13 protein-coding genes are annotated in these 17,277 nt (G+C 61.4%); 2 read left to right on the top strand and 11 right to left on the bottom strand.

Annotated elements, in window-relative coordinates:
* Positions 1–32: 32 nt before the first annotated feature.
* The 4 genes from IPV69_RS23060 to IPV69_RS23045 form a co-directional block, all read right to left on the bottom strand.
* On the bottom strand, positions 33–1,679 hold the full coding sequence (locus IPV69_RS23060) for a complex I subunit 4 family protein (RefSeq protein WP_206292083.1): 1,647 nt from the start codon (positions 1,677–1,679) through the stop codon (positions 33–35).
* 88 nt (positions 1,680–1,767) lie between these two features.
* The gene (nuoL, locus tag IPV69_RS23055) at positions 1,768–3,882 is read right to left on the bottom strand and encodes an NADH-quinone oxidoreductase subunit L (RefSeq protein WP_206292082.1); all 2,115 of its coding nucleotides are present in this window, start codon (positions 3,880–3,882) and stop codon (positions 1,768–1,770) included.
* A 111-nt stretch (positions 3,883–3,993) separates the two neighbouring features.
* Positions 3,994–4,302 (bottom strand): NADH-quinone oxidoreductase subunit NuoK, encoded by a 309-nt coding sequence (nuoK, locus tag IPV69_RS23050; RefSeq protein WP_206292081.1) that lies wholly within the window; start codon positions 4,300–4,302, stop codon positions 3,994–3,996.
* 93 nt (positions 4,303–4,395) lie between these two features.
* Entirely contained in the window at positions 4,396–5,343 is a 948-nt protein-coding gene (locus IPV69_RS23045; RefSeq protein ID WP_206292080.1) for an NADH-quinone oxidoreductase subunit J family protein, read from the bottom strand.
* 906 nt (positions 5,344–6,249) lie between these two features.
* On the opposite strand from IPV69_RS23045, the gene IPV69_RS23040 reads away from it, so the two are divergent.
* A complete protein-coding gene (locus IPV69_RS23040) occupies positions 6,250–6,711 on the top strand; it encodes a hypothetical protein (RefSeq protein ID WP_206292079.1) in 462 nt (153 codons plus the stop codon).
* Between the two features lie 325 nt (positions 6,712–7,036).
* On the opposite strand, the gene IPV69_RS23035 is transcribed toward IPV69_RS23040, so the two are convergent.
* The 6 genes from IPV69_RS23035 to IPV69_RS23010 form a co-directional block, all read right to left on the bottom strand.
* Positions 7,037–7,573, bottom strand: a complete 537-nt coding sequence (locus IPV69_RS23035; RefSeq protein WP_206292078.1) for a NuoI/complex I 23 kDa subunit family protein — start codon at positions 7,571–7,573, stop codon at positions 7,037–7,039.
* 119 nt (positions 7,574–7,692) lie between these two features.
* A complete protein-coding gene (locus IPV69_RS23030; RefSeq protein WP_206292077.1) occupies positions 7,693–9,498 on the bottom strand; it encodes a complex I subunit 1/NuoH family protein in 1,806 nt (601 codons plus the stop codon).
* 90 nt (positions 9,499–9,588) lie between these two features.
* A complete protein-coding gene (locus IPV69_RS23025; protein ID WP_206292076.1) occupies positions 9,589–11,175 on the bottom strand; it encodes a 2Fe-2S iron-sulfur cluster-binding protein in 1,587 nt (528 codons plus the stop codon).
* A gap of 159 nt (positions 11,176–11,334) precedes the next feature.
* Positions 11,335–12,510 carry a TerC family protein gene (locus tag IPV69_RS23020; RefSeq protein WP_390884428.1) on the bottom strand — a complete coding sequence of 392 codons (1,176 nt, stop codon included), beginning with the start codon at positions 12,508–12,510 and terminating at the stop codon, positions 11,335–11,337.
* A gap of 321 nt (positions 12,511–12,831) precedes the next feature.
* On the bottom strand, positions 12,832–14,001 hold the full coding sequence (locus tag IPV69_RS23015) for a TerC family protein (protein WP_206292074.1): 1,170 nt from the start codon (positions 13,999–14,001) through the stop codon (positions 12,832–12,834).
* Between the two features lie 170 nt (positions 14,002–14,171).
* A complete protein-coding gene (locus tag IPV69_RS23010; protein ID WP_261361979.1) occupies positions 14,172–14,435 on the bottom strand; it encodes a TFIIB-type zinc ribbon-containing protein in 264 nt (87 codons plus the stop codon).
* A 247-nt stretch (positions 14,436–14,682) separates the two neighbouring features.
* Here IPV69_RS23010 and IPV69_RS23005 point away from each other — a divergent pair, with 247 nt between their 5' ends.
* A complete protein-coding gene (locus IPV69_RS23005) occupies positions 14,683–15,888 on the top strand; it encodes a site-2 protease family protein (protein WP_206292072.1) in 1,206 nt (401 codons plus the stop codon).
* Positions 15,889–16,008: 120 nt separating this feature from the next.
* Here the strand turns inward: IPV69_RS23005 and IPV69_RS23000 are convergent, their stop codons facing one another.
* Complete coding sequence (locus tag IPV69_RS23000; RefSeq protein ID WP_206292071.1) at positions 16,009–17,265, bottom strand: prepilin-type N-terminal cleavage/methylation domain-containing protein; 1,257 nt, start codon at positions 17,263–17,265, stop codon at positions 16,009–16,011.
* Positions 17,266–17,277 lie beyond the last annotated feature (12 nt).

Genomic DNA, 17,277 nt, shown 5'->3' with positions numbered 1-17,277 from the left:
AATCCGTTCAGCTCCAGGTCAATTGCAATCGTTCATCGCTCATTCAGCGTCACGACCGGCTTTGCTTCTGGCTTGGCCGGTACATCGGCCACCTTTACGACGGTGGCGCTTCCGCCGCGGATCTGTGCCAGGGGTTCGAGCATCTTGTCGCTGACGAAACCGGGTCGCACGCCAAGCACGATCGCCGCGATCGCCAGCGGAATGAGAATACCGATCTCACGCATCCCAATGTCGCCGGGGATGGGGTGTGAACCGTGTGCGTCGCCATGGCCATGTCCGCCATGCCCATGACCATCGCCATGACCGCCGGCCTGTGCTTCGACGTCAAGCGGGGTCTTGAGCGGGCCCATGATGACCTTGGCGGTCATGTGCAGCATGTACACGGCGCCCAGCACGACGCCGGTTGCGGCAAACGCACCAAACCAGGGGCCAAGGTACGGGCTGTAGAACGCGCCCTGGATCGTGAAGAACTCGCTGACAAAACCATTGAGCCCCGGCAGGCCGATGCTCGACATCACGAAAAAGACGAAGAAGAAAGCGAGGATGGGCATCCGCTTGGCCAATCCCGACAGTGCATTGATGTCACGGGTGTGGTAGCGGTCGTAGATCATGCCGATGCACAGGAACATCGCGCCGGTGCTGATACCGTGGTTGATCATGTACAGGACGGACGCCTGCATGCCGATGTCGTTCAACGCCAGCATGCCCAGCACACAGAAGCCCAAGTGGGAAACTGACGAGTAGGCGACCAGCTTCTTGATGTCCTGCTGCACCCACGCGACCAAAGCACCGTAGATGACGCCGATGACGCACAGCACACCGAGCACGTGGATGGTGGTCTTGAACGGGCTGGTTCCGTCGGCGTTGATCAGGCCGATCGGGATCGCGACGGCGAGAATGCCGTAAGTGCCGAGCTTGAGCAGCACGCCGGCCAGGATGACCGAGCCGGCCGTCGGGGCTTCGGTGTGTGCCAGCGGCAGCCAGGTGTGAACTGGGAACAGCGGCACCTTGACGGCGAAACCGGCGAGGAAGCCGAGGAACACCCAGAACTTTTCTGTATCGGTGAGTTTGGGGACAAAGTGACCCGCGACGGTCCCGCCCTGCTGGGCGTACTTGATGAGCAGATCGAGGTCGAACGTGCCGTACTTGATGCCGACGAAAACGACCGTGGCGAGGGTCAGCACGCCGCCGGCAAACGTGAACAGGAAGAACTTGTTGGCGGCATAGCGGCGATCGGGGCCGCCCCAGATGCCGATGATGAAGAACATCGGCACCAGCGTGAGTTCGAAGAAGACGTAGAACAGCAGCGCGTCCTTCGCGAGGAATACACCGTTCATCGCCACCAGGAGGGCGAGCATCCAGGCGTAATACTCTTTCTCACGATCCTTGATCGAGTCAAAGCTGGCGGCGATCGCCAGCGGCGTGATTCCCACCGTCAGGACCATCAGCCAAAGGCTGATTGCGTTAACACCCAGCTTGAAGGTAAAGCCGAGCGAAGCGGCGGCCGGGCCTTCGAAAGTGAGCGTCTTGCCGGCATAGAACTCCAGCGCGACGTAGATGCCGAACACAAGCGTGGCAACGCTGAATCCCAACGCAACGGCCTTGGCCAGGGGCTTGGGTGAGTACGCACAGGCGATCGCGCCGATCAGCGGGAGGATGATGAGGAGAACGAGGAGCATGAAATCCAAGGAGTTAGAAGCTAGGAGCGAGGAGTTAGAAGAGAGCGAAAGGATTTCCTTCCGGCTCCCAGGTTGAACTCCTGACTTCTCACATGAACACCAGCACCAGAATCACAACCACACCGAACAGCATCGCGGCGGCGTAACCCTGCAGGCTTCCCCGCTGCACACCGAGCTTCAGCACCCAGCCGCCGAGCTGCGGGGTCCATCCGACGGCGGCGACGATGCCGTCCACGAGGTACTTGTCGATGTTCCAGAGCACCTTGCCGAACATCCGCAGGGGCTCCACGATACCGGCGATAAAGATCTCATCCACCCAGAACTTGCCGTCGAGCAGGCTGGTGACGGCGGGCATGCCGGCGGCCTTGCGGTCGGCCAGTGCCCGGTCCTTCAGGTGGAAGACGTAAGCTGTGAAGATACCCAGGGCGGCGATCACAAAGCTGATCACCATCACGGCATTCACCAGGCCATGGGCCTCGGAGCTTGGCTGGCCCATCGGAACCGGGTCGAGTTCGGCAAAGCGGGCACTGGCGACCTTGTAGGCGAGCTTGAACGATTCGCTCTCCCCAAGGAAATGGCCTAGTCCGTGCACAGGCCAGTTGAGAAAGCCGGCGAGGAGCGCGCCGACGGCGAGAACAGCCAACGGCGCGATCATGATCATCGGCTCGTGGTTGTGATGGCCGTGGTCACCATGACCATGGCTGTCGTGACCGCCATGCCCGTGATCGTCGTGTCCATGTCCGCCGTGCCCGTGGGCATCCGCCGGGGCTTCAGGAACCTTCAGCGGGCCTTCGAAGACGCGGAAGTAGAGGCGGAACGTGTAGTAGGCGGTCATGAACGCCGTCGCCAGCAACACGACGGTGAGGATCAGCCGGCCGATGTGGCCATGAAGCGCACCATGCTCGGCGGCGTGGATGATTTCGTCCTTCGAGAAGAACCCGCTGAACGGCACCATGCCCGCCAGCGCCAGGCAACCGATAAGCATAAGCCAGCGGGTCTTCGGCAGCACTTCCTTCAGACCGGACATCTGCCGCAGGTCGAGGATGCCGTTCATCGCGTGCATCACCACGCCGGATGACAGGAACAGCAGTGCCTTGAAGAACGCGTGGGTAACCAGGTGGAAGACGGCGGCAACGGGTGCCAGCACACCGACACCGACGAACATGAAGCCGAGCTGACTGACCGTCGAGTAGGCGAATACCTTCTTCAGGTCGAACTGCCGCAGGGCGATGAACCCGGCGAAGATCGCGGTGAAAGCGCCGACGGCCGCAACGGTAATCATCGCTGCCTCGTTGCCAACGAACAGCGAACCGCAACGGGCGATCATGTAGATCCCGGCGGTCACCATCGTGGCGGCGTGGATCAGCGCCGACACGGGGGTCGGGCCTTCCATGGCGTCGGGGAGCCAGACGTACAGCGGGAACTGGGCGCTCTTGCCGAACGCACCTACCATCAACAGGAACGGAATGAAGGTCAGCGCACAGGTCTGGTACTCAGTCAGGTTGCCCGCGGCGGCCATCTCCAGCAGGCCGTCACCGGCCACGGCCGGATCGCCGAAGTAGCTGACCGTGCCGAATGCCGAGAAGCAAAGCATGATGCCCAGCGCGAAACCGAAGTCGCCGATGCGGTTGACAAGGAACGCCTTCTTGGCGGCCTCGCGGGCGGCGGGCTTGTCGTAATAGTAGCCGATCAGCAGGTAGGAGCAGAGGCCGACGCCTTCCCACCCCAGGTAGAGCATGATCAGGTTCTCGCCCATGACCAGGTTGGTCATCATGAAGATGAACAGCCCGAGGTAGGCAAAGAACCGGTAGTAACCGCCTTCGCCCTTCATGTAGCCGGCGGCGAAAACGGTAATGAAGAAACCGATCCCGCAGACCACCGCGAGCATGACGCTCGTGAGCGGATCGAAGTAGTAGCCGAAGTTGACCAGGAACGACTTACCCGGCTGGCCGAGGGCACCGTCGGCGGAACCGCCGAGCTTGATCCACTGGAACCAGGTGTAGGAGAACTTGAGGGGTTCTTCGTGAAGGCCAAGGGCATGGACGAGCAAGGTGAGTGACAGCACCGCCGCCGCACCGACGCCCAGCCAGATCGGCCAGTGTGACTGACCCTTGAGGAACCTGGCCCCGAAGAACCCGGCGATGATCGCCCCGATCAGCGGGAGCAAGGGGATCAGGTAAGGATATTGGAGGGCGAAATCCATAAAAAGTAGGCAGTAGGCAGTAATCAGTACGCAGTGAAGAGTGGCAGTCTTCGCGATTGGCAGCTGGCTGATTTCTCTGCCCACTGCCTACTGCGTACTGCCTACTTGTCTTCACCCTTTCAATTCTCGCCACGCGTCGGCATCCAGCGTGTTCTTGGTCCTGAACAGCAGCACGACCAAGCCCAGCGCCAAACTCGCTTCGGCGGCGGCGACCACTAGGACAAAGATCGTGAAGGCCTGCCCGTACAGATTGTTGTGGTAATGGCCGAACGCGATCAGGTTGACGGTCACCCCTTGGAACATCAGTTCCGTGCTCAGGAACATGACGATCAGGTTCCGACGGGTCATAAACCCGATGAGCCCGAGGGCGAACATGATCGCGCCGACGATCAGGTATTGTTGGAGGGCGAGCTGGGTCATTGAATCCAAGGAGGAAGGCGGAATTTTGAAGGATGAAATCGAGCCAACGTCAACTCATTCATCCTTCGGCCTTCATCCTTCATCCTTTCCTTATCACGTTTCCGGGTACGCCTTCTGATTCGGGTTGTCCGTCCCGTAGACCGGAATGCTGTGCGGATTGTCGTCGATCGGCGTATACGGGGTAGACATCACGGCGGCGACCTTGGGCGAATCGGCCGTCACGACCTTGCGACGGGTGATGACGATCGCGCCGATGGTCGCCAGTGTCAGGATCAGACCTGCCAGTTCAAGGTTCACGAGGTGATATTCGAACAGATGTCGGCCGATGCCCTTGGTCGACTCGCCCTTGGTGACCAATTCGGCAACCAGATTACCATTCGGTCCGATCGCGGCTTCGCCGACCTTGGCAATCGCCGAGGACCGATCGGTAATGACGAACAGCAGCATCGCCATCATGGCGAAACCGACCGTCGCCGCGACGATGGGCTCGCGGGCGATCGTGTCGTACTCGTTCTCGGTCGTCGCCGACTGGTCAGGCGATGTTGCCTGCTGAGCCAGCATGATGACGAACACGTACGTGACCAGAATCGCACCGGCGTAAATCAGGATCAGGGCGGCGGCCATGAACTCGGCCCACAGCAGCACGAACAGACCGGCCGACGCGAATGTTGTCAGAACGAAGTAAAGGGCCGAGTAAACCGGCCGGGGGTGGGTGACGACGCGAACGCCGGATACCAAGGCGATGACCGCGAACGGCCAGAAGTAGATGGTCGCCGCCTCGGTTCCCGCTCCGAAGGTCGCGTGGAACAGCATGGCGGCAAACGCCAGTCCTGCCAGCACCAGGACCGCCCCGCCGATACGGCGGACGTTGGCGGTTCGCTTCGATGGCAACAGCATCGAAGTCGCGATTCCCGCCACGACGCACAGCAGCAGGATCAGCAATGGCGGCAGAAGCGGCGCTGCCGTTGAGGCTTCGGCCAGCGCCGAATGGGCCAGGGCTGGCAGGGAGAAGGAAGCGGCAAGGGACGAGACAGCGAGCATGTTTACATGCGGACGCCGGGTCCGCTGCCGTGAGTTCCGGACGGTCGATCCGGTGGAGTTGGCACTCCGCCGTTCGCGCCGGCAGTCATCTTCTGGTTCATGCAACCTTCAGCACATCGTCCGGGAAAACAACCGGATGAGCGTCTGAAAGCTGGCGACAGTCACGCTTCCCAATGGCAGTCAGACAAGGCCCTCGGGAATGGCGGCGGAGTCTAAGACGGGGGGTGTGTTCTTGCAAGAAAGGTTGTGACTAATTTCACAAGCCTTCACGAGCACCCGCCCCGACAAGCCGATGATCGCGAACTTTCGCACCCGAAATGCGCTGGCTTTCGCCGCTCTGCCGGCAAGGCTCATCGCGTATCTGATTCCCAGACGCGACGTCCGATGACGGAGGCTTCAGGCTTTCCGTCGAAAACAGCGGAACTTTGAACTCGGCCGGCGCGTCACCGAATCTTAGATTCGAAATTTGAAGGCTGAGGTTTGCAACTTGAGGTCGCTGAACCTTGAAATCTTGCACCCGGAAGGCGCGGCCGCCTTAGCCATGGCGGGCCGGAACGCCTTCCCAAATTCATCCCCTTCGATGGTTATCGCACCACGGCACCGGCCGGAATCTTCATCCCCGAAGGTATTCGTAAGTCACAGTTGGAGCGGCCGGCCACCTCCGACCGGCCGACACGTCGCGAGCCGACCACACTCGGTTTGCGGCAATTTCGCAACCAGGGCGTTCCGCTCGGACAGTGGGTGCGGCGGACGCCCGCAGGGGCGCGGACCACCCGCGCCCCTGCTTGCGTTGCGACCCCCCTGCCAGCCCCGGACACGGCGTATCATGAGGCGTCGTTTGTTCAGCTGTGCCCAGGATGGTTCCTCATGCCGGTGTTGGCCAAGTGTCCCCTCTGCCGCGGTGTCATGCCGGAAGGACGCCGCGAGTCGCGATGCCCGCGTTGCGGCGAGCTGGTGCTGCCCGCCGTGCGCAAACTTTGTGCCGTCTGCGGCCATGACATCACCCACGCCAAACGCGTTCGCGACGACAACGAGTACTACTGCCACGACTGCTGGGCCGACAAACTCGCCGCTCGTGGCGAAGAGCCCGGTTACGTCTGCAATACCTGCCGCAGCCTGTACCCGTCAGACCAGGTCTATCAGGATGGTGACGACATCATCTGCAGGACCTGCTTCGCGGATCGCAATCTCGATCCCAACGCCCTGCTGGAAGTCGCCTCGCACGCCGGCGACGATGCGCCAGTGGTCTACGCCCAGACGGAACTGTCGAACGCTGGCAAGAGCACGCTGCCCTGGGGGCTGATCTCGCTGGCGATCGGTTTGCTGGTGGCGCTGGTCGGCGTGCTTGTGTTTCTCTCGCTGCATTAGGGACCCCCTGCCGCAACGCGAGGAATTCCAGGCATCGTGGAGGATCGGCAGTCTTGCTTATCACTCGGAACCAGAACCAGTATTCGAATTCACCAGGACGACGATTTCAGATCCGCACTCCCTGCGCGAATAAGCCGTGATCCCCGTAATTCGAACACCGGTTCTGGTCCCGAGTGACAGGCAAAAATGCTTATCCTCCACGGTCCCCGTTTTCTTCAGATTTCGGCATGGGTACCGACTAAAACAAGAGACACCGCGCCACATCCGGCGTGGTGTCTCTTGTGTTTTCGTCGCAATTCTTCGTGGCTCACAAAGCCAGATCCGATCACATCGGCTCAGCCTTGACCGTCTCGTCGTACACCCTCAGCAGCTTCGCCTTGTCGAAGATCATTTCCTGGCGAGTCAGGCCGACGATGTCGTACAGGCTCGTCAATTCGATCGCATCAACCGGGCAGGCTTCTTCACACATGCCGCAGTAGATGCAGCGCAACTCGTCGATATCGAACTTCGCCGGGTACTTTTCGCGATCGGCCCAGGGGGACTCGTCGGCTTCGATATGAATGCACCGGGCCGGGCACGCGGTCGAGCACATGAAGCACGCGACGCACTTCACTCGGCCGTCTTCGTCCTTGTTCAGGCGGTGAACCCCGCGATATGTCTGCTGGAACATGCCGCCCTCTTCGACGGGCTTATCCTCGCGGCGTTCCTCGGGATACGAGACGACCAGATGCTTGTCTCGCGCGACGACGTTGAACATGTGCTTCATCGTCGTCCCCAGGCCGATCAGAACCTGGGGGAGATAGAACTGGTCCGAGAGAGACAGCTTGGGTTCTTGCAGGACGATGACGTCGGATTCTTTCATGATTCAATCTCCGCGCATCACGCGAAGGACCTTCCACGTTTAGCGCCATCCCCGAAGGGGTGGGTTCTCTTCGGCAGCCGGTGAGCGTCAATCCGTCGATCCGCGCCGAACGCGCATAATCACGTCGCAGCAGCCACCGGGATCCGCTCAACGGGTTTGCCTGGCAACGGCGTCTTTCGGAAACGGCTGTTGGGTAGCGGCATCTTGCGGTTGGTCGGTGACGGTTGCGGCAACAGCTTGCTGATGAACATCGTCGCGATCAGCACGATCACATTCATCGCGAGCAACGCCAAAGCCAGCGTACCGGCGATCGGCTTCACGAAGGTCGGTTCGCCCGCCGCCGTCGGACCGGCGGTCAGGTAAATCGTGACGGCGGTTGCCATCAGCAGCGCCAGAGAGATCGGAATCAGGGCACGCCAGGCCAGGATCATGATCTGGTCGAACCGGAACCGGGGCAGGCTCCAGCGAACCCACATGAACAGGAAGATGATGGCGACGGTCTTCCCGAAGAAGACGCCCGTGCGGACGAGGCAGGCAATCAGGCTGTCCGTAACCGACGCCGGCGCGCCGGCGACGTTGCCGCCGATGGCGGGCCAAAGGTAGTCCAGGTACGGCAGGTGCCAGCCGCCCAGGAACAACGCAACGCAGATCGCCGACGTGGTGACCATGCCCGCGTATTCGGCGAGGAAGAACAGGGCGAACCGCATCGCCGAGTATTCGGTGTGATACCCGCCGACCAGTTCCTGCTCGGCTTCGGCGGTGTCGAACGGGGCGCGGTTGGCTTCGGCGTGAATGCAGATCACAAACAGGATAAACGGCAACGGCTGGCTGAAGCAGTTCCAGGCGGGGATCACGCCGATCCAATAACCGGCCTGCCCGTCAACGAGCTTGGCGATGTCGAGCGTGCCGAACATCAGCACGACGCACAGGATCGCCAGGCCCAGCGGGATTTCGTACGAGATCATATTGGCGGTCGCGCGGAGGCCGCCGAGGAACGAGTACTTGTTGTTCGAGGCCCAGCCGCCGACGACCACGCCGTAGACGGCGAGCGACAGGACGGCCAGGACGTAAAGGATGCCGATATCAAGCCGTCCGGGGGCGAATTCCCAGCGATAGGCGACGCTACGGACGACTTCCGAGAACGTGCCGTCTGCGTTCTTCACCAGTTCGATGGGGACGTCGATCGACACCTTCTCATCGGTTTTCAACAGAACCGCATCGGCCGGCAGGCGTGCTTGAACGGCGGCCGCTTCGGACGGTTCGGTGTAGCCGCTGATATCGATCGCGCGGGTATACCGGTGCACCTGGCCGGCGGCGTTGCGAATCTCGTAGGTCGCCAGCACCTTGGTGCCGGCGGCCTTGTAATCGGTGGTGCCTTTGGGGCCGGAAATCTCGAAGACGGAGTGCGTGGACTGCTTGGCAAGGTCGGTCTTGCCGGAGGCACTGACGACCGTCGTACTCGGCGGCAGATTGTCGTCGATCGCTGCGATGCCCGAGGTCTGCTTCGTCCCCGTTACATCCACGTCTTTGGTGTTCTGATACGTCCCGCCCCAGGGGATGACGGCGATCGAGATGATGATGACGATCACCATGAACGCCGGGGCGATCGTGAACAGAACGGTGTCGACGCCCTTGGGCTTATAGTCTTCCTTAACGATGAACTTTACGCCGTCGGCCAGGGGCTGGCCGAAGCCGTTGACGTTCTTGAGAAACTTGAACGGGAGAATGCCGAAGTCGAGGCCGACGCGGTTGGGGCCGATGCGGTCCTGAACCCACGACGCGGTCTTGCGTTCCAGCAGGATCAGGTACGCCACCACGCCGAGGATCGCAAAGTGCGAGATCGCGGCGATGTACACCCACGGTGGAACGTGGGTGTAGATGAAGTGGAGGGGGTCCTTCAGGATGGAGTCAAGGATTTCTGTCATCTGTAGGGTCCGCTTTGGCGGACTTCCGTGTTGCAAAAGCTGTGCGATCCCATGCCGGGCGTCCGCCAAGGCGGACCCTACGTGCGCCAGTTAAAGCTCGGCGAACTCGAATGCCGGCACTTCTTCCTTCTCAGTCGGCAGCTTGACGTCTGCGAACGCCCCGCCCATCTCGGCGCGGACGGCGTCGGCGTCGTAGAAACCGCTGCGGCCCAGAAGCTTAAAGTACACGTCGCCTTCACGCCGGGCACCTTCAGGCGGTTGAACGGCGGCGGCGAAGGCCTGGATCTTGCCGGCGTAGTTTTCCCAGCAGCCGGCCTTCTCGGCCCAGCCTGCCGACGGCAGAACCACATCGGCACGATCAGTGATTGCGTTGGGCAGGATGTCCTGGATGACGCGGAAACCGCCGTTGAGCACCGAGGGCAAATCGCCGGGAAGCCAGTTGCTCAGGTACCCGCCGACGATCCAGCCGCCGCGAAGATGGCCGTAATTGCCCAGTTCGTCGAAGGACGCTTTCGGCCCGCCAAGGAGGTCGATCACCCGGCGGATGCCGTTGGCATTAGGGACCTTCTCAGCCTTGATGCGGAAGGTTTCTTTGCCGGTGTTGTAGTGTTTGAAGACGTCGTCCGAAGCTGCCGTCGGCACCGGGCCGAGGACCAGGACCGCCTGCGGGTCGATCGAGCGGATGTACTTGCCCAGCAGGTACGCCTCTTCGCACGCCATCATCGGGGACAGCAGTGCGTACAGGCTGCCTTCGCCGTCGGCGGAGACGACGCTCTTGAGTCCCTCGGCGGCTTCTTCGATCGCCTTGCCGTAACCGATTTCAGCGGGGGTGCCGTATTCCAGCTTGCGGGCGGCCTTCAGCCGCTTGGCATCGGCCAGCACCTTGTAGCTGTAGCGGGTGTCGTCGCTGATCCACCAGGTGTTAACCTCGGCGTTGTAGCGAGGCTTGATCCGGTAGACGACCCCTTCGTTGTGATGCAGGAAGATGTTCTCGCCGCCGGCATCCACCGGGCTGATGCTCGGCGTCTCCTTCAGCAGCCAGACACGCTGTTTGAACAGGAAGTCTTTATCGAGAAGCGCACCGACCGGGCACAGATCGACGACGTTCCCCGATAGCTTGTTGTTGACCGGCTTACCCGGGAAGATCGCGATCTCTTCCTTGTGGCCGCGGCCCTCGACGAACAGCTCGCTTGTGCCGCTGACTTCGCGGGTGAACCGAACGCAGCGGGTGCACATAATGCACCGGTCGGCGTACAGGAAGATGTTATCGCCGACATCTTTCTTGGGGTTCTTCTGCTTGTCTTCCTCAAAACGGCTCTGGCTGCGGCCGTATTCGTAGCTGTAGTCCTGCAGCAGGCATTCGCCGGCCTGATCGCACACCGGGCAGTCCAGCGGGTGGTTGATCAGCAGGTACTCCATGACCTGCTTCTGGTTGGCGATGGATTTAGAGCTCTTGGCGAAGACCACCATGCCGTCCCGCACCGGTGTCTGGCAGGCTGGAACGAGCTTGGGAATGCCCTCCACCTCCACCAGGCAAATCCGACACGAGGCGACAATCGACAGCCCCGGGTGATAACAATATTGGGGGATTTCCACGCCCGCATCATTGCAGGCCTGAAGAATCATCACGCCCGGCTTGGCGTCGATGGTAGTGCCGTCCACGGTGATCTTGGGCATAGCGCGGGGGATGCTATCCGAGATCGTGACGAATTTCACTATGGTGGAATCGGCGTACTCATTGAATTGAAACGGGATCGGACCGGCCGACGTCAATCACACGCCCGAGAGTGCGTGATCAGCGTCGCCGGTCCGATCGCCGTTCTATGCAATTCGTCATCAGGGCGTCGGGTTGCTGAGCGGTGCGGGCTTCGCGAGCGTTGCGCCCTCAGACTTGCCCGCATCCCCTTCTTTCCGCGCGTCACGGCGATTCGCGACGATCGAAGCGATCACCCCCAGCGCCAGAATGCCCAGCACGACACCCAACAGGTAGAAGTTGAAGTGCTCGCCGAGCATTTCCTTCAGCCAGGTGTGGGTGAGCATCTTCACGCCGACCACCAGCAGCACGAACGCGAGTGCGACCTTCAGGTAGCGGAACTTGTCGACCAGTCCGGCCAGAGCGAAATAGAGACTGCGAAGCCCCAGGATCGCGAATACATTGCTCGTAAAGACCAGGAACGGGTCGGTCGTGATCGCAAAGATCGCGGGGATCGAGTCGACCGCGAAAATCAGATCGGTGAATTCGACCATCAGTAGGCCCAGAAACAGCGGCGTCGCCATCCAGACGCCAGGACGTTCCTTTTCCATCCGTTCGACGGAGGGGTCACTTTCCACCATCGATCCGGGGGTGGCGGTTTCGTGGCTCGCGTTCGAGCCGGCTTTGACGAAGAAGTGCTGGCCATGAAACTTATCAGTGACGGGCCAGATTCGGCGCGTCAGCCGGACCAGCACGTTCTTGCTCGGATCCGGATCACCCGACTTGAGAAACAACATCTTGATCGCGGTAATGATGAGGAACGCCGCGAACAGGTACAAGATCCAGCTGAACTCCTTCACCAGGGCCGCGCCCACGCCGATCATGAGGCCGCGCATTACGAGCGCGCCGATGATGCCCCAGAACAGCACGCGATGCTGATACATCTGCGGCACCGCCAGGAACGAGAAAATCATCACGATGACAAAGATGTTGTCGACCGACAGGCTCTTTTCGATGACGTAGCCGGTCAGGTATTTGATGGTGGCGGTCGCGCCGTCGAGTTGGCCCAGAGGGTTGGACGCACTGACGGCCATCTGGTCCACGATCGCCCCGCCGCTGCCCGTACCCAGCCCCATCCAGTGGTTTTCGTACGCGACGTAAACGAATCCTGAAAAAGCCAGCCCGAGGGTGATCCAGACGGCGGACCAGCCCAGGGCCTCCTTTACGGAAACGACATGAGCCTTGCGATGGAAGACGCCCAGGTCGAGCGCCAGGAGGACGAGAACGAACGCGACGAAACCGACCCAGATCCAGAGCATGACGGCAGCCAATCCGCGACGTCCCGCCGGGGCGGCGGGATCGTTCGACAAAAAAACCACCCCCGGCCAGCAACGCTGGCCGAATGGGTGGTCTTGCCGAACGAAGGCGCGACGCTTATGCCGTCACAGGCTTCGATTGGGATCGCCGGGCGTCAATGACGACACCGTGTTGACGACGATCCCACCCCGACAGGGGTAGCTACTCCCCACCAGGGGATGACAGGTTGTAAAGTTCGTGCACGAGCACGTGCCGGAACACTAGCGAAGTATCGGTTCCACCGGCGTTACAAAAACGAGCGGTGTTTCAAGGCGGGAAACATCTCAGGTCGGAGGGTCGGTTTTCACCGGCGAAGCCGGCGCAGGATGGGATGACATATCCGGATTCTTCGATGCGTTGGCCTGTTTTCGCCTGTCGCTCCTGATGGATGCGACGATTCCTGCCGTCAGGAAGACCGCGACCAGCCCCAGCATGTAGAAGTTGATCCCCGGAATGTCGTGCAGCCACTTGTTGGCAAGCATTTTGACGCCCACCAGTGCCAGCACGGCCGCAAGCGAGACCTTGAGATACTCGAACTTCTCCAGGATGCCGGCCAATGCAAAGAATAGGCTCCGTAACCCCAGGACTGCAAACACGTTACTGGTAAAAACCAGGAACGGGTCGTCGGTGATACCAAAGATGGCGGGAATCGAATCGACGGCGAAGATGAGGTCGGTCGTCTCGATCACCACGAGCGCAAGTGCCAAAGGTGTCAGCACCCATCGGTTGGAGCCTGGCTTGGCGTGATGGTGCACCGCGGTGGTGGGTGCGGCGTCGGACGGTCCGGCAGCAGCGGGTGGCGTCTTGGCATCCTCGGGCTCGTCGATGTCCTCGGCCGCGCCCAATTCCGATTCGCGCACCGCAAAGCGATGACCATGAAACTCGTGCGTGACAGGGAAGAAGCGGCGGGCGAAGCGCAGGATCGCGCTGTTCTGTGGATCGGATTCACCCCCGCCGAACAGCATCTTGTACGCCGTATACAGCAGGAACACGCCGAATACGTACAGGATCCAGGAGAACTTCGAGATCAGTGCCGCGCCGATACCGATCATCGCGCCGCGCATCAGCAGCACGCCGATGATGCCCCAGAAGAGCACCCTGTGCTGGTACTTCGGCGGAATCGCGAAGTAGCCGAAGATGACGGCCATCACGAACAGGTTATCGACGCTGAGGGATTGCTCGACGACGTAGCCGGTGAAAAACAACGCCGCCGCCTCAAACCCGTTCAGGCCGTTGGGGTGCAGCGTGGTTTTGATCTGCCCCAGCCCGAGCCAGTGGCCGGCGTACATGAAGTAGATCGCGACGTTGAACACCAGCGCCAGCGCGATCCAGAACGCCGACCATTTGAGAGCCGACCGGATGCTCATCACCTCGTCTTTGCGGTGGAACACGAACAGGTCGAGCGCCACCAGGACGAGGACGGCGGCGATGAATCCGATCCAGAGATAGAGCATGCGCGGAGGTGTCTTTCGAGGGCCAAACCCAACGGGCCGGCTCGGCCCGTCACGTAGTACCGGTGCGTTCTACGCGTATCGGCTCGGAAAGTACACCTGTGGAATCCAGCGCAAAGATTGAGGACGCCGAACCCACCGCATTGGCAAAAAGGCTACCCGCCCGGCCGTCTTCAATCGAACAGTTCGCTCCAGAACGACTTCTTCTTCCGGGGGTACCGTTCATAGTCCGCGCCTTTTCGGTCGCCGTCGTAGGGGCTTACGCGGTGCTGACGGATCTCACGGTCGTCGTCATCGTCCGACATCGATGAGCGCTCGATGATCTTGTCCAGTTCTCCGCGGTCGAGCCAGACGCCTCGGCATTGTGGGCAGTAGTCGATCTCGACACCCTGGCGTTCGGACATGACCAGAGAAGTTTGGCATTGGGGGCAGTTCACGGCAGTTTCCTCCGGTGATTGAATCGCAAAGCGAACGTTTCAGTCGCGTCGATGGCGACGCGGCCCGAGGTTTTAGGCACGCTATCGCGCATCAGGCGACTATAAACGCGACCCGCGATTTCACCGCTCAATCCCGGCCCGCGTCGCGGACGTCGGTCGCTCCCGACCCTACAATGCCGCGTACGCCGAGGCGTTCACGACCGATCTGTTGAGATCCGTGAGCGACCGGCCCGTGATGGGAGCTTGAATGAGTGGCGCGTTTCGAATCGCACGTTTCTTCGGCATCGACCTGCGGGTGCACTGGTCGTTCTTCTTTATCGTCCTGCTCGTCGGCATGCAGGGTGCCAGCCATGGTGCGATGGGCATCCTGTTTACAGTCACGCTGGTGGCGCTGCTGTTCCTGTGCGTGACGCTGCACGAGTTCGGTCATGCGCTGGTGGCCCAGCGATTCGGCATCCCGGTGCGGGAGATCGTTCTGCTGCCGATCGGCGGCGTTGCGGTGATGGGCAGGATGCCCGAGAAGCCGCGGCAGGAACTGCTGATCGCGATCGCCGGGCCGCTGGTGAACGTCGCCATCCTGGCCGTACTGGTTCCGGTCTGGTTTGTGCTCGGCGGCTTTGAGACGTCGGCGGCGGTCGGTCAGATTCTTGAAAGCACTCGCGGAATTCGGATCGACGCCTCGAGCCTGCGCGCCGCGGCGTTCGCGATGCTGGGATTCGTGATCGGTGCGAACGTCATGCTGATCGCGTTCAACATGATTCCCGCGTTCCCGCTCGATGGCGGCCGGGTGTTCCGGTCGATCCTGGCGATGCGCATGCCGCACGCTAAGGCCACCCGCATCGCCGCGACCGTCGGTCAGGCGGCGGCGATCGTGCTGGCGCTCGTGGGCCTATCCACCGGGCAATGGATGCTCGCGGTCATCGCGTTCTTCATCTTCATGGGCGCGGGCGCCGAATCCGCCGCCGCCCAGACCGGCACCGTGCTAGCGACCCGTCGAGTGGGAGATGCCTACAACAAGACGGCGATCACGCTGACGCTGGAACACCGGATGAGCCATGTCATCGAGCACATCATGACCAGCTATCAGCCCGACTTTGCCGTCCTGAACCGCGGCCGGCTGGCCGGGGTGATCACGCGAGAAGACGTCCTGAAGTGGCTCGCCGAAACGCCCAGCCTGTACGACGTCTACGTCACCGAGGCGATGCGCGAGGAGCAGGCGGTCGTCCGCGTGCAGGCGACGATGACGCTGGACGAGGTCACTAAAGTGATGGAAGAGCGGCAGACACGGGTCGTCGCGGTGTTTGAAGGCGAGATGTACCTGGGATTGGTCAGCGCCGAAGATATCGCCGAGGCGCAGGCGGTGCTGACGTTCCTGAACCGCCGGCTCGCCGAAGGCGCCCCGCCGCCCCGGACGGCCTGGCCGATGCCGATGCGGGAAGCGCCGCGGGTGTGAGGTTGTGACCTACGCACCATTCTCCGTTCTTCATTCTTGGTTCTTCACTCTTCGTCTGCTTCCGAACGGAATGAAGTATGAAGAACCAAGAATGAAGAACGGAGAATAAAAAGAGGTGGATCATGCTGCCTGCACGGGGAGCGGCGGCTGCGTGACGGGCCACTTCAGTTTCGGGGCGAGCATCATGCCCAGCACGAATAGCGCCAACGCGCTGCCTGTGAGCAGGATTCCCTGCAACGACGGCCGCAACGCCGCGGCGATTGTGACGGTCATAATCAGGGCGGCCGGGACCATCACGCCGGCGAAGCCGAGCTTGAAGCCCATGATCGTGATCGCCCGCAAGCCGATGATAAGGACGACGATGCCCCCCGCCGTCGCGATCGCCGCCGGCAGGCTGATGAACTCCTGCGCGAAGTACATCAGCGGATAGGCGCCGGCGAAGGTGCCGAGGACCAGTAGCAGCACCCAGCGGTCGAACGTCACCGCGCCCGCCGAATAAGCCACCAGACCGATGACCAGGCCGAACGCGATCAGGCTCAAGGGCCCGAGCCAGGTCAGTTCCCCCAGACGGTCGATCGGCGCGATGCCCAAGACGTCGAGTGCGATCGGCCGGCCGAACATCAGTTTCTTGTAGTTCCAGGTGTAGATCGTCTGACCGCTTTCCCGCTTGAGCTCGGTGGGCTGCATCGACAGATCGAGCATGCGCACGTCTGACCCGGCGGCGGTCAGGGTGATTTTAAACTGATCGACGATCTTTCCCGGTGGCGTCTGCAACGCGTAAAGCCCGCGGCCGACGGCGGCGTAGGTGATGTCGATCGTTGAAGGGATTGTTTGCGACAATTTTCCCATCCATATCAACTCCTGCTGACCCATCCCCATGTCGTCGCTGTCGCTCGGTTGGCCGTCGACGATGATGCTCAGGTCGGCAAGCGAGATGATCTCCGGCGGAAGCGGCAGTGCGATCCTGGCGTATACGCTGTCTTTGCCCGCGTTGCCGACGTTGCCGTTGCCCGATGCCGGTGCGACGGCTTTAAGCTTCGCGGCGAACTTCGCTTCGTAGATCGATTCCGGCTCTGCGGTCCCGACCGAAAGGCGTGGCGTGAGCGTAATGTCGGCTTCGAAGCTGGAAATGTTAGCAGCGGCCGGTTGCCGCAGTCCCTCGCCGGCCTGTGATTGGTCGCTCCCGGCCGCTGCTGGAGACCGTGATGGAGCAGCGGCCCCCTGCCGCTGGTCGTACTCGCTCATCATTCTCGACGCTACCGCCGACTTCCGAGCCTTACTCAGCGCCGGCAGCAGCAACGCGATGACGCCCGCCAGGACTACCACAACGATCAGAAGTTCGACAAGTGTGAAGCCGCGACGGAGACGTGTGAGCATGGCAGGACCTCC

It is taken from the genome of Humisphaera borealis, from assembly GCF_015169395.1.
Lineage (GTDB): Bacteria > Planctomycetota > Phycisphaerae > Tepidisphaerales > Tepidisphaeraceae > Humisphaera > Humisphaera borealis.
This window is presented reverse-complemented; position numbering and strand designations above follow the sequence as displayed.